This window comes from Mycobacterium sp. Aquia_216, from assembly GCF_026723865.1.
Taxonomy (GTDB): domain Bacteria; phylum Actinomycetota; class Actinomycetes; order Mycobacteriales; family Mycobacteriaceae; genus Mycobacterium.
Genome location: NZ_CP113529.1, coordinates 423944 through 436809, shown reverse-complemented (window position 1 = coordinate 436809; position 12866 = coordinate 423944). Strand labels below are relative to the sequence as shown.

General features: G+C 61.5%; 11 protein-coding genes. 7 read left to right on the top strand and 4 right to left on the bottom strand.

The window, feature by feature from the left end; translation table 11 throughout:
• Positions 1–36: 36 nt before the first annotated feature.
• From OK015_RS02055 to OK015_RS02040, 4 genes are all read left to right on the top strand, one after another.
• Positions 37–1107 (top strand): hypothetical protein, encoded by a 1071-nt coding sequence (locus OK015_RS02055; RefSeq protein WP_268128880.1) that lies wholly within the window; start codon positions 37–39, stop codon positions 1105–1107.
• A gap of 127 nt (positions 1108–1234) precedes the next feature.
• Complete coding sequence (locus tag OK015_RS02050) at positions 1235–1972, top strand: hypothetical protein (protein ID WP_268128878.1); 738 nt, start codon at positions 1235–1237, stop codon at positions 1970–1972.
• Positions 1973–2573: 601 nt separating this feature from the next.
• A complete protein-coding gene (locus OK015_RS02045) occupies positions 2574–2912 on the top strand; it encodes a hypothetical protein (protein ID WP_268128877.1) in 339 nt (112 codons plus the stop codon).
• Between the two features lie 354 nt (positions 2913–3266).
• On the top strand, positions 3267–4511 hold the full coding sequence (locus OK015_RS02040; protein ID WP_268128875.1) for a cytochrome P450: 1245 nt from the start codon (positions 3267–3269) through the stop codon (positions 4509–4511).
• A 193-nt stretch (positions 4512–4704) separates the two neighbouring features.
• Here OK015_RS02040 and OK015_RS02035 read toward each other — a convergent pair whose 3' ends face one another.
• Positions 4705–6378, bottom strand: coding sequence for an AMP-binding protein (locus OK015_RS02035; RefSeq protein ID WP_268128873.1), 1674 nt, complete (start codon positions 6376–6378; stop codon positions 4705–4707).
• A 477-nt stretch (positions 6379–6855) separates the two neighbouring features.
• On the opposite strand from OK015_RS02035, the gene OK015_RS02030 reads away from it, so the two are divergent.
• The 3 genes from OK015_RS02030 to OK015_RS02020 all read left to right on the top strand — a co-directional run bounded on the left by OK015_RS02030 (position 6856) and on the right by OK015_RS02020 (position 9861).
• On the top strand, positions 6856–7950 hold the full coding sequence (locus OK015_RS02030) for a CaiB/BaiF CoA transferase family protein (RefSeq protein WP_268128871.1): 1095 nt from the start codon (positions 6856–6858) through the stop codon (positions 7948–7950).
• 67 nt (positions 7951–8017) lie between these two features.
• The gene (locus OK015_RS02025; RefSeq protein ID WP_268128869.1) at positions 8018–8911 is read left to right on the top strand and encodes an NAD(P)H-dependent flavin oxidoreductase; all 894 of its coding nucleotides are present in this window, start codon (positions 8018–8020) and stop codon (positions 8909–8911) included.
• Positions 8893–9861 carry a zinc-binding dehydrogenase gene (locus OK015_RS02020; RefSeq protein ID WP_442791190.1) on the top strand — a complete coding sequence of 323 codons (969 nt, stop codon included), beginning with the start codon at positions 8893–8895 and terminating at the stop codon, positions 9859–9861. Before OK015_RS02025 ends, OK015_RS02020 begins: the two co-directional genes overlap by 19 nt.
• 69 nt (positions 9862–9930) lie before the next feature.
• Here OK015_RS02020 and OK015_RS02015 read toward each other — a convergent pair whose 3' ends face one another.
• The 3 genes from OK015_RS02015 to OK015_RS02005 all read right to left on the bottom strand — a co-directional run bounded on the left by OK015_RS02015 (position 9931) and on the right by OK015_RS02005 (position 12770).
• Positions 9931–10698 carry a crotonase/enoyl-CoA hydratase family protein gene (locus OK015_RS02015; protein ID WP_268128867.1) on the bottom strand — a complete coding sequence of 256 codons (768 nt, stop codon included), beginning with the start codon at positions 10696–10698 and terminating at the stop codon, positions 9931–9933.
• Positions 10695–11465 (bottom strand): SDR family NAD(P)-dependent oxidoreductase, encoded by a 771-nt coding sequence (locus OK015_RS02010; protein WP_268128866.1) that lies wholly within the window; start codon positions 11463–11465, stop codon positions 10695–10697. Before OK015_RS02010 ends, OK015_RS02015 begins: the two co-directional genes overlap by 4 nt.
• Positions 11466–11591: 126 nt before the next feature.
• Positions 11592–12770, bottom strand: coding sequence for an acetyl-CoA C-acyltransferase (locus tag OK015_RS02005; RefSeq protein ID WP_268128865.1), 1179 nt, complete (start codon positions 12768–12770; stop codon positions 11592–11594).
• Between the last annotated feature and the right edge of the window lie 96 nt (positions 12771–12866).

Here is a 12866-nt window from a genome sequence, read left to right as displayed (position 1 = left end):
CTCAACGTGGGACGGAGCAGAATTGTTCATCGACCCATGAGAAGCTTCGCGCGCGAGAAGTACCGCGTGGTGCAATGGGCAACCGGCAACCAGGGGCGATTTTCGCTCGACATGCTTACTAATGGCTCGCATCCCCATCTCGACCTGATCGGCTGTTGGGTTCATTCCGCGTCGAAGGTCGGATTAGACGCCGGCGAGGCGGCCGGGCTCCACCGTGAGACCGGCGTCCTGGCCACCCACGACACCGACGCATTGATCGCGCTGCGCCCCGATGCCGTCATATATTCGGGGTTCTGGTCGGATGCCGATCTATTCTGCCGGCTGCTCGAATCGGGCATCAATGTCGTGACCCAGGTGGGTCCGGTTTACATGCGCATTGGCGGGCGTCGACGGGCACGGATCGAAAAAGCTTGCGCCCAAGGGGGATCCACCTTCTTTGCTGGTGGTATCAACACCGGCTTCTTCTCCGATCGCCTCGCCGCCAGCCTTACCAGCTTGAACGGCGAGGTCAGTCACATCGAAGTTGTCGAGTACTCCCCCGGTTCGCTGACCGGACTCAGCGAGTACATGATCTTCGATGCCATGGGCTTCGGATGGACGCGAGCGGACCTAGACCGCGAACAACCCAAGCTGTACTCGACTCTCAATGACAGTGCGATGTTCGCGGGTGGCGACTTCCTCGGTGCAGCTTTGGGTTTCGAGGTCGACGAACGCCATTCGGCTCATGAGTTCATCATGGCCGACCAGGATTATTCGTTCGCGGGACGCGCGATCGCGGAGGGCACCGTCGCGGGCGTGCGCACCACCTACACCATGCTCACCCGAGGAGTCGAACGCGTCCGCTACAGCCAAGCGTGGACCATCGATGGCCGCGTCAAAACGGAATGGCCGTATGCCGCGCACCCCAATGCCTTCTACCAAATCAGAGTGACGGGCACACCGTCGTACAACGTGTTCTGGGAGCCTGACGGCGACGGAATGTACGACGCCCTTTACTCCACGGCCGCAACGGTGGTGAATGCTGTGCCATTTGCGTGCGACGCTTCAGTCGGAGTGCATACCCAAATCGACCTGCCCATGCTCTCGTTCAGCGGAACTGTCCGGTGACACACCTTGACAGCGAACGTCCGCACGGCCAGCCACATGTTCTCGAGACCGGCTACGAATCAATGGGTTTCAGACACACTCGTCGTCGGACTGGATGACACAGGTCGCAAACAGTGACGGAGGCATCATGCGAAAGCGTGCTCAGGAATACCTCATCTGGATGGGGCTCATCGGCGCACTGGTGTATGCCCTTGCGTTTATCGTGCTGATGGGGATGGTTCCACCGATGTCCCCGAAGCTACCTCCCGCAGCAGTCGCCGCGATCTACTCTGAGCACAACAAGACGTTGTTGGTGGGCGCAATCATCATGATGGGTACCGCTGGGTTCTGGCTCCCGATTGCCGCCGTGATCTCCATGCAAATGCGGCGGCACGAGACCGGCTTTCCGATTTGGACACTGCTGCAGGCAATGGCAAGCACACTGGGCGCCCTTTTCTTCGCTCTCCCGGTGTTGTTCTGGTACGTCACCGGATTCACCGCTGAACGCAATCCGGAGATCACGGCGACATTCAATGAATTGTCCTGGCTGACCTTCCTGACTCCGATCGCGGCCTTCACCCTCCAACTGCTTCCGATGATCGTGATCGGATTCACCTCCGACGTGGACGGACGCTACACCGCCTTTCCGCGGTGGATGTCCTACCTCACGATCTGGATGATCGGGATGGGTGATATCCCCGTCCTGGCGATTCTCTTCAAGTCCGGTCCATTCGCCTGGAACGGCGTGGTGGGATTCTGGTGTCCAGCGCTCGGATATTCCGTCTGGATAACCGCTCTGGCACTGGTGCTGTTGCGCGCGATCCGGCATCAAGCGGACGAGCTCGGCGCACAGTCGCCGACAGTGGAGTCGACCGCGAGATGTTAGTCACGCGGATTCATCAGTCACCGTTTGCGTAGCAACCAGCGACATGTTCCGGGGGGGTGCAGCCGAAGTTGGAAATGAACCTCCATCTGAACACTTGCGACTTGGGTATGAGAAATCGGGCAAACAGATCTCGGAAACGTCGCGTGCGATGTCCGACGGTTCCGGATATAACCCTTTGCCTAGCAGGCAATCTGGGGCCGCCGAGACACGTCGATGGGGTGGGCGCGCGGCTCGACGACGCGATGCTGGGCACGCAACGCTCGACCCGCGTAGGTCAGCAGTAAGCAAACGTCCAACGGGGCAGCCCCTGATCGTCTCGATCTGCGCTCCTCGGTCGTGTCGCGCAGAGCAAGGGCTCGGCGACAGATCATGCGGGTGGGAGTTGCAGCGCGGCAACGGGTTACCGTTTTGGCATGACGCGATTAGGGTGCCGATCGGTCGGTCGAACATCGGCTCCTCCATTGCCCAACGTCCGAGTTGTTTATGGCATCATCCGTAGTAACGTCTCGGTCGTCGGCACTCTTGTCTCTCGCTTAATCGACTGGGCCGCCTGGGGATTGAGATGTCCGGCCGATGACTGCTGAGAGAAGAAGGAATGGGTGTGAATCCGACTTCCGTAACCGACCCGAACTGGCGAGTCGAAAGCACGTCCGAGGTTCATTCCTATCGCTTCGTCAACCTTCAGGATCACACGGCCTGGCGTGTGATCATTCACGGCGAAAACGGGTTCGGTGTCGAGATCTCGGGCCATGTCAGCTATGGTCGCGGATCGTTCTGCCAACATTTGGAACCCGGATCGTACTGGCTGACCTGGGATAACACCTTGTCCATGCTGACTCCACGCGTCGGCGAAGCCCCGCGACCGAAACTGGAGTCGCCAGTCTTTTCCGTGCCATTGGCGGGTCCGGCGGCGATCGAGCTCGCCGCTGTGGCGGGCTAGGGCGCACACGGGGCCGGCCAGGCCGCTCACGTCCACTGAACGGCTTACGTCACCGGCGCAGGTTATCTGCATCTCACAAAAGCGTGGTTCACAAGAGCGGCCGCAGTGGTATCGCCGACCATTCGGTCGACAGCACTCTGGCCGTAGCCGAAGCCGGTCCTCCTACGCCTGATTATGCGTTCGGAGTAGGTAGATGTGCACGTCATTGCTGTTAGCGCGCGAAGCCCGAGAGTGGCGAAACTTGGCAGCGGGATCTGGCTTGGGTATGGTGAGAATCACTAATTCAACCGATCGTCTGAACCTGGGCCGAATCATGGCCCGGGCTCGGAGTCATTCGCTTAAAGGTGGAATACGGTGCCAGTCCCAACACACGTTCCCGAGGACCTCGTCGTCGATTTCGACGTGCACGACCCTACGCTGGTGGCCACGCCCACTGCCTGGCAGGAACGGGCGGCCGAGCTCCGGCACAAGGCGCCCGTTGTGTACAGCCAGTCCAAAAAGGGCTACTGGGTCGTTACGCGGTACGACCTGGTCTGCGAAGTCCTCAGGGACGCTACGACTTTCTCCAGTTTCCCCAACGACCTTGCCAATGTCTCGCAAGGTCGGCTCATGCCTATCGAGCTTGACCCTCCCGAACACACTGTGATGCGTAAGGTGCTGCTCCCGCTGTTCACCCCGAAACGGCTTCAAGAGATCGAGCCCCGCGTGCGCGCGACGATCAACGATCTCATCGACCAGTTCTGTGAGAAAGGTGAGTGCGAATTCGTCGAGGCTTTCGCTCACGCGCTACCGACACGCGTGTTCCTAGAGCTCATGGGCTGGCCGCTCGAGGACGCTGAAATGTTTAGTGAGACAACCGACATCGCACTGCAAGGGCTGCCCGGCAAGTCCGCTGAAGAATCCCAGCAGGCGCAGGCCGAAGCGGCATTTAAGGTCTACGGTTACTTCGCGGACGTGATTGAGCGCGTCAAGCGCGGCGACTATGACATGGGCAGCCTCACCGCCCAGATCATCTTGGCGCCGATCGAGCAGCCGGACGGGAGTACCCGAGAGCTCACGGTCGCTGAACTCGGTCAGATGTTCTTCTTGCTGGCGATCGCCGGCCTCCATACCACTCAAGGCTCGCTGGCCTGGTCGATCATCAATCTCGCCAGCAATCCCGATCAACGAGCTGATCTCGTTGCCAACCCTGATCACATCCCCGCGGCAGTAGAGGAAATCCTTCGGTACGAGGCAGCTGCCAGCCTCGGCCGTCGCGCAACGCGCAACACCATGCTTGGTGACGTGCAAATCGCTGAAGGCGACCAGATTCTGCTGTTGCTCTCGTCGGCCAACCGGGACGCCGATCACTTCAGCAATGCCGGCGAGCTTCACATCGACCGCACCCCCAACCATCACGTCTCGTTCGGCATGGGCGTGCACCGCTGCCTCGGTTCACACCTGGCCCGGCAAGAACTACGACTGGCACTCGAGGAGCTGCACAAGCGCATCCCAGACTACGAGCTCGTGGATGGTGACCCGCCCCGCATGACTGGTACCCAAGTCCGCAGTTGCGCTTACCTGCCCATTCAATTCACGCCAACTCCCAGGCTGGGCTAACCACCGGCGACACCCGCCGCGACGATCGCACAGTTGGTCGTCATGTCTGTTTCGTGGGAGCACGCGGCATTTCGTGCAGGAGAATGCTCCCCTGGATTACCCACGCCTCCAACGACACGGTTGGTCCTTGTTGCTGTTCTGGTTTGTACCGCTGACCGCGACCCGGTCGACCCTCAGCGCGGTTGGGCTATGGCTACGTCGACTGTGCCTTGGTCGCGACATCGACCGCCCACCGGTAGTCCGGCTTGCCTGCCGGACTACGTTCAATGCGCTCGACGACGACGACGGCCTTGGGTAGCTTGTAGCGCGCAATCTTCTGGCTGGCCGCCTCGGTTATCTCCTGCGCGATGTGCGGGCGATCGGCGCGCAAAGTAACGATGGCCACAACCTCTGCGCCCCAACGCTCGCTGGGCCTCCCGCAGACCACGGCGTCGATCACGTCGGGGTGTGCACGCACCGCGTATTCGACTTCCTCGACGAAGATCTTCTCGCCTCCGCTGTTCACGGTGATTGAGTCACGGCCGAGCAATTCGATCGCGCCAGCAGCCGAAAGTCGAGCCCGATCGCCCGGCACACTCACGCGCACACCGTTGACCACCGGATAGGACTTTGCCGTTTTGGCTTCATCGCGCAGGTATCCCAGCGGGATTCGGCCAGCCGACGCCAGCCAGCCCGTGCCGTCGTGGCCAGGTTCGAGGAAATGTGTGAAATCCTCGGCCACCACTCGCGTGCGGGAGTCGGGGGTGAACTCGCGCTTGCTCTGTTGTGACGACGCTGACACCAACGAACTGCCCTGGATCCCAGTCTCGGAGGAGCCAATAGTCTCCAGCACGGACATATTCGGGGCTACGGCAATGAGTCGCGCCTTTGTCTCCGGCCTCAATGCCGCACCGCCACTGACGAGATAGCGCAATGACGACACGTCGCGGGGCTGGTGTTCGAGTTCTTCGACCAACGGGCCGGCGAATGCCTCTCCGACGATGGACATCTGCGTCACGCCGTGCCTCGCGACGGTGTCCCACGCATCGGCGGCCCGGAATGACTTCACGTCGTCGGGAAAGACGACCGTGGTGCCTCGACCAAGGGCTTGCATCGCGCCCCACTGCGACGCGCCATGAATCAGTGGTGCGCACAGCAAGCTTCGTCCTGAAGACCGTTGACGAGCTGCTACAACGGCGTCGTCGAGCGACGACCACTCCCGCGCGTTGCGCCGGTCGATCAGGCCCATGGTGGTAACCGCGACGTCTGCCTGCCGCCAGAGCACGGCCTTCGGCATTCCTGTGGTGCCGCCGGTGTACAGCACGTAGAGATCGTCTGCCGATGAGCCGGGGAGAGAAATCGGGTCCGTCGATGCGAGGGCGTCGTGATAGTCCAGCGCCCCGGGAAGCAATTCATGGCCTGAATCGTCGGCGACCTGGAGCAGAAGGGGCTGCAGATCAGTCATCGCCAGAGCGTCACGCAGGGTCGGCGCGAATTGTGCGTGGTACTGCAGGATTTGGGGACGCGCGTCGTTGAGAAGGTACGCAAGCTCCCCCGCAACGTATCGATAGTTCACGTTGAAAGGCGCGACCCTAGCGCGGTAGGCGCCGATCATCCCCTCGAGATATTCGGGACCGTTGTACAGATACTGCCCCATGAGCGACTGCCCAATTTCGTGACCAAGTAACTGATTACGCTCGAGATAGCATCCGAAGCCGCGGCCCGCCAGGAGCGACGCGAGGCGGCGAGATCGGTCAATGAACTGCTCGAAAGTCACCGTAACCCGGCGATGAATGATAGCCGGTCGCTCGGGTATGGCTTCTCCGATGGCTTCGACAAGAGAGCCGAGATTCAGCTCGACCGGAAGCACACCAGGTTGCTCGGGCATGACGAAGGTTCCTTTCATCAACGGGCACCGTGAATCGCCGGATCGGGACAGGTCCCGCCGCGGCCGCACCGCTTGCGCTTCGCCGTTGGCCTGACCCATCTTTCTCGCCTTGAGATCCACCTGCCGCCCGCCGGCGTCATAGCAGACATCGTATTCAACCGCTCGTATGATAACAGCCGCTGCCCCGTGGCACCTCGCGGCCCGCCCCCGAACTCCCATCATCCCGATATCGATGGATCATCCGTCCCCGTAAACTACTCCCGCCACACCGCAATCTCAGGAGGTAAATCCAGCCGTCCGCAGGACCATGTTGACCGATCGGTTGAAACCTGATCAAATCTGTGTGACGCGCATCCGGGCGCGAACCAGCCAGCCGCGTGTCGGCCAACAAGCAGCGTCCAACGATTGAACCCCCGGCTGATGCGTCGCCTCAATCGGGCGGGTTTGACCTACCCATACTGCGAAAGGGTTGTCGCTGTGGCCGGACCACTTAATGGGCTTCGCGTCGTTGAACTGGCGAGCATCGGCCCCGGCCCGCACGCCGCCATGATTTTGGGCGACCTCGGAGCCGATGTGGTGCGCATCGATCGGCCCCAGGCCAAACCGGCCAACGGGCGACCGGCTCGGGTCGACTACACCCTACGCAACCGGAGATCGGTGACCGCCGACCTGAAGGCTGACGAGGGTCGTGCGCTAGTACTCCGCCTCATCGCCAAGGCCGACGTGTTGATCGAGGGCCTCCGACCGGGTGTCACCGAGCGACTTGGTCTTGGACCCCGCGAGTGCGAAAACATCAACCCTGAACTAATTTATGCGCGAATGACTGGGTGGGGACAGACGGGACCTCGCGCACACCAGGCCGGACACGACATCAACTACATATCGCTGAATGGCGTATTGAACGCCATTGGACGTGCCGGTGAAAAGCCGCTGCCTCCGATGAACCTGGTCGGTGACTTCGGAGGTGGCTCGATGCTGCTTCTGGTGGGAATCCTTGCGGCACTTTGGGAGCGCCGAAACTCTGGCAGGGGTCAGACCGTGGACGCAGCGATGATCGATGGCTCCAGCTTGCTCGCCGAGATTATCTGGTCGATGAGAGCCAATCAGTTGTGGTCTGACGAACGCGGCACGAATCTGCTCGATACCGGAGCACCCTTCTACGACACCTACGTGTGCGCCGACGGCAGACACGTCGCCGTTGGAGCCATCGAACCCCAGTTCTACGCGTTGATGATCGACGGGTTGGGTTTGATGACCGAAAACCTGCCTGCTCAACATGATCGGACGAGGTGGCCGGAGCTTCGCGCCCGCATCGGTGCGGCCTTTGCGGCGCACGACAGAGACCATTGGGCCGCCGTCTTCGCCGACTGCGATGCCTGCGTGACACCGATTCTGTCGTTCGAGGAAGCCCCCGAGGAAACACACGTTGCCCAGCGCGGCACCCTCGTCAACATCGACGACGGTTGGCATGCCGCGCCTGCGCCGCGGTTTTCGCGAACCCCGTCCGCACCGATCGTCCCGCCTGGTGAGGCTGGAGCGGATACCGAATCTGTTCTGCGCGAATGGACTTGAGTCTGCGGGCGACAGCCGGGCTCGCAGAACACGAAACGCGTCGGCGCACAAAGGAGGGGTACCCGAGATGGGATTGTCGACAAAGTTCACCGAGGTCTTCGGTATTGAACACCCCGTCGTGCAGGGCGGAATGCAGTGGGTGGGTCGCGCCGAACTGGTCGCCGCGGTCGCCAATGCCGGCGCCCTGGGCTTTCTGACTGCATTGACCCAGCCCACCCCCGTCGAACTGGCCAACGAAATCGCCAAAACACGTGCGCTGACGGACAAGCCGTTCGACGTGAACCTCACAATCCTACCCACCATCAATCCCCCTCCCTATGACGAATATCGACAGACGATCGTCGACGCTGGAGTCAAGATCGTCGAGACGGCCGGTTCCAATCCCGGACCGCACCTCCCGATGCTCCACGACAACGGAGTCAAGGTTCTTCACAAGTGCACCTCGGTGCGGCACGCCGAGAAGGCGCAGAGCCTTGGCGCCGAGGGCATCAACATGGGATCGCGATTCATGTGCACAGTCGAATCGTTCATCCATCAGAACGTCAAGGAAGCTATCGTCAGCGGCACTGAGCTCGATACCGAGCTGATCTTCCGGCCGCTGCGCAACACCGCTCAGGTTGCCAGCAACGCAGTCTCCCGAGAGGTCGTGGAAATCCTGGACCGCGGAGGGCAATTCGTCGACGTCAAAGAACTGGTTGCCGGTGCTCGCGGCCGCACCGTCTACCGCGAAGGCGATCTCGACGCCGGAATCTGGTCGGTGGGGACGTCGATGGGGCTTATCAACGACATCCCCACGGTGGGGAACCTCGTCTCGCGGATCATTGCCGAAGCCGAAGATCTGATCAGGTATCGACTGCTCGCAACGATCAATGACTCACCGAATTCCACACCAAACCAACCAAAGTCAAACCTGAGCCCAACGACCAACCAATCGGAGGCGCCGTGCTCGCCGCGTACATAGATTCGTTCGAGCCCACCGATCCGGCAAAGGCAATCAGGGTTGGTGAGCGACCCGATCCCCCACCCCCGGACAACGATTGGGCAGTCGTCCATGTCCGCGCCAGCAGTGTCAACCGGCACGACGTCTTTACCGCAGCCGGTGGCGTCATTGGTGCGAAGTCGCTTCCGCGCATCCTGGGAATGGATGCTGCCGGTGTCGACGGGGATGGCCGCGAAGTACTGATCTACAACTTGATCAACTCACCCGATTGGTCCGGTGATCCGCTGGTCGACCCGGCACTGGACGGACTGTCCGAGGGCGTCGACGGTTGCTTCGCCGAGATGGTCCGCGTGCCGCGCAGAAATCTCATCGACAAACCCGCCGGGATGAGTTTCGAGGCAGCGGCCTGCCTGCCGACCGCATGGTTAACGGCATACCGGATGCTGTTCGTCACGGCCGACCTCCGACCGGGCGATCTGGTGCTGGTCCAGGGGGCCGCCGGCGGCGTGGCGGCGGCCCTGATCATGCTCGGAAAAGCTGCAGGCCTGCGGATGTGGGCGACCAGCCGCGAAGATGATCGCCGCATCCTTGCCTTGGACTACGGCGCCGAGCAGGTGTTCGCGACCGGCACGAGGTTGCCGGAGCGCGTCGACGCCGTCATGGATACGGTCGGCCAGCCGACGTGGGACCACTCGATTAAGAGCGTGCGAAGGGGCGGGACCATCGTGGTCGGCGGCGGGACGGCCGGCTACAAGGCGGAAACTGATCTCGCTCGCGTATTCGTCAACAATCTTCGAATTCTAGGATCCACGATGGGGACTCACCAAGAACTGGAGCGTCTCGTAAAGTTCGTCTCCGACAGTGGTTTACAACCACCCGTTTCGGATTCGGTGCCGTTGGCTGACGCGGTTGAGGCAATTCGTATCGTTCAGGAGGGCAGGGCCAAGGGAAAAGTGATTCTCGTCCCTTAGCGTTGGCGGCCACTGCGCACGGATGTGGGCAATCGAGGGATCAACCGGCGATCACCGGCGGCCGGGGTATCAGACACCCTGCCACACGGGGGCGCGCTTCTCGGCGAATGAACGTGGGCCCTCCTTGGCGTCCTGCGACTTGAAGACCTGCTTGATGAGAGGTAGCTGCATGGTCCACAGGTCGTCTTCGGTGAGCCCGCCTGCGGCCGCCTGCAGCACGGCCTTCGACGCCGCCAGTGCCAGCGGCGCGTTACGGGCAATGTTGTCAGCAAGTTTCAACGCTTCGGCGACGACTTCGCCGTCCGCGACGAGCTGGGTTACCAATCCTATTCGAGCGGCTTCCTCCGCTCCGATGGGTTGTGCGGAGAAGGCCATTCGTGCCGCCGCGCCATAGGGCATTCGGCGGGGCAGCCTGATCACACCACCGCCCGCTGCGAACAATCCCACCTGGGTCTCGGGAATCCCGAACCGCGATCGCTCGGAGGCTACGACGATGTCGCAGATAAGCGCCAATTCCAGGCCGCCCGCAAGGCAAAAGCCGTCCACCGCTGCGATCAGCGGCTTTCGGGCCCCTTCCCTGAGCAACATGTCCAGGCCCTTTGGCGTGCCTTGGGACGCGAACTCCTTCAGGTCCATGCCCGAGCAGAAACCCTTGCCCGAGCCCGTGATAACGCCCACCGACAGACCGGCATCGCTGTCTAGCGCCCGGATAGCGTCGATGAGGATCGTCGTCATCGCACTGTTGATGGCGTTGCGCGCATCGGGCCGATTGAGTGCAATGACCAGAACACGATCCCGGCGTTCGACGAGCACGGGAGGAGCTTCGATAGCGTTCATCGCGGCCCTAGCCTAGTGGCTGCATCGATCCGTATCGTCTCACCGTTGATGTAGCTATTCGTGAGCAGCTCCGTTGCTAGCGAGGCGAATTCAGCGGCCTGCCCCAAGCGGTCAGGGAAGACGACATCCTTGGTCAGGTTCTTCTTCATGTCCTCCGCCGCCTCGCCCTGCCCATAGATGGGGGTGTCGAAAAGACCGGGAGCAATGGTGTTAATTCGAATGCCCAGCGCAGCAAGATCTCTGGCGATCGGCAACGTCATACCGACGATACCGCCTTTGGAGGCCGAGTAGGCTGCCTGTCCGACTTGACCGTCGAATGCCGCTACCGAAGCGGTGTTTACGATTGCTCCACGTTCTCCATCTGCAAGCGGCTCCTGCTTGGCCATCTCGGCGGCGGCGAGACGTATGCAATTGAATGTGCCGAGCAGATTCACCCGGATCACGAATTCAAACCGCTTGAAATCGAACGGAACTCCTTTACGATCGACCGTTCGCATTGCCCTGCTGAGCCCCGCGCAGTTGACCAACGCGCGCAGCGGCGCCGCCTCGGTCGCGACCGCGACCGCAGCTTCGACGGCCTCCGTATCTGCGACATCTGCCGCACAGAAGGAGCCCGCCAACTCAGTGGCGAGCTCCTTACCCGCTTGCTCATTGCGGTCGAGAATGACCACGTGCGCACCAAGCTCAGCCAGCCGGCGCGCGGTCGCTTCGCCGAGTCCAGAGGCCCCACCGGTGACGATGGCCGAAGCCGTCTCAAGGTCTAACATTTATCCTCCATATCGACGCGGTAGCGGTGTTGCCTTGCTGGAAAGCACTGATCATGCCGGCCCCAGTTGCTCTGGCGAGTTTGTCTGTGCCGCAACGGGTGTGAAGGTCCATAGGCTGGACCCGCCTCATAACCGTCGGATCAACGTCCCGGTGCCGAGCCCTCCGCCGCAGCACATCGTCACGAGCGCCTGCTCGCCGTCTCCGTTGACTAGGCCGTGAACGGCCTTGGCGATGAGCGCAGCTCCGGTCGCTCCCAGCGGATGTCCCAGCGCGATCGCTCCACCGTTGGGATTGACCAGCGCCATGTCCGCCTTGGTTTCACGCTCCCATGCGAGGACCACTGACGCGAATGCCTCGTTGATCTCCACCAGGTTGATGTCATTCATCGTGATGTGGTTGCGCTCTAGGATTCGTCGTGTCGCGTCGATGGGTCCCGTCAGCATCAATACGGGATCCGTACCGACGATCACCGCATCCACGACCTCCGCGAGCGGCCGCACGCCTAGTTCCATGGCACGCTGCTCGGACATCATCAGCACCGCAGACGCACCATCGGAGATCTGCGACGACGTTGCGGCGGTGTGGACGCCGTCCTTGCGGCCCGTCGGCTTGAGCGTTGCCAGCTTTTCGAGCGTGGTCTCGCGAACGCCCTCGTCCCGAGTGATCGTGGCCGTTTCTTCGGTCGGCTCACCGTCGGCCCCCAGCACTGGAGCGGTGACGGCAACCAGTTGGCTCCCAAAGGCATTGGATTTCAGGGCCGCCGCGGCCCGATCTTGTGACTGCTTGCCGAATTCATCGGCGGCTTGCCGGGTGACTCCCCACTTCTCGGCCATCCGTTCGGCGCCTTCGAACTGACTGGTGTATTCATGATGGGCCCAGTAGCTCCTGTTGATTGGCTTGCCAACGTCGGGCTCCTTGGGAACCGTCGAACCCATTTTGATCTTGCTCATCACCTCGACACCACACGCGAGAACGACTTCTGCGGTGCCGGAGGCGATCGCGGAGTAGCCCAACGTCGTCGCCTGTTGCGACGAACCACATTGGGCATCGAGTGTTATCGCGGGCACCTGGATCGGGAGGCCCGCTGCGAGCCAGGCATTTCGGCCGACGTTGAGAGCCTGCATGCCCACCTGAGCGACACATCCCGTGAAGACCTGGTCGACGACCGCAGGATCTACGCCGGAACGCTCAAATATCGCCCGTTGCACGGCGCCCAGCAGGTCTATGGAATGGATTCCAGCGAAGCCGCCGTTGCGCTTCCCGAACGGGGTTCTAACTGCGTCGACTACTACTACCTTCACCATCAATCACCCCAAGGTCGAGAGTTTGAATTATAGTATGGAACCATACTGTATAGATTGGTTCAATGTCTAATCGCTTGCGCATCTGTCAACCGATTA

Bases quoted from the DNA above. Each gene is read 5' to 3' on its own strand.
- OK015_RS02025 (WP_268128869.1), top strand. From the start codon at position 8,018: ATGGGATTGTCGACAAAGTTCACCGAGGTCTTCGGTATTGAACACCCC.
- OK015_RS02010 (WP_268128866.1), bottom strand. From the start codon at position 11,465: ATGTTAGACCTTGAGACGGCTTCGGCCATCGTCACCGGTGGGGCCTCT.
- OK015_RS02015 (WP_268128867.1), bottom strand. From the start codon at position 10,698: ATGAACGCTATCGAAGCTCCTCCCGTGCTCGTCGAACGCCGGGATCGT.
- OK015_RS02055 (WP_268128880.1), top strand. From the start codon at position 37: ATGAGAAGCTTCGCGCGCGAGAAGTACCGCGTGGTGCAATGGGCAACC.
- OK015_RS02035 (WP_268128873.1), bottom strand. From the start codon at position 6,378: ATGCCCGAGCAACCTGGTGTGCTTCCGGTCGAGCTGAATCTCGGCTCT.
- OK015_RS02005 (WP_268128865.1), bottom strand. From the start codon at position 12,770: ATGGTGAAGGTAGTAGTAGTCGACGCAGTTAGAACCCCGTTCGGGAAG.
- OK015_RS02050 (WP_268128878.1), top strand. From the start codon at position 1,235: ATGCGAAAGCGTGCTCAGGAATACCTCATCTGGATGGGGCTCATCGGC.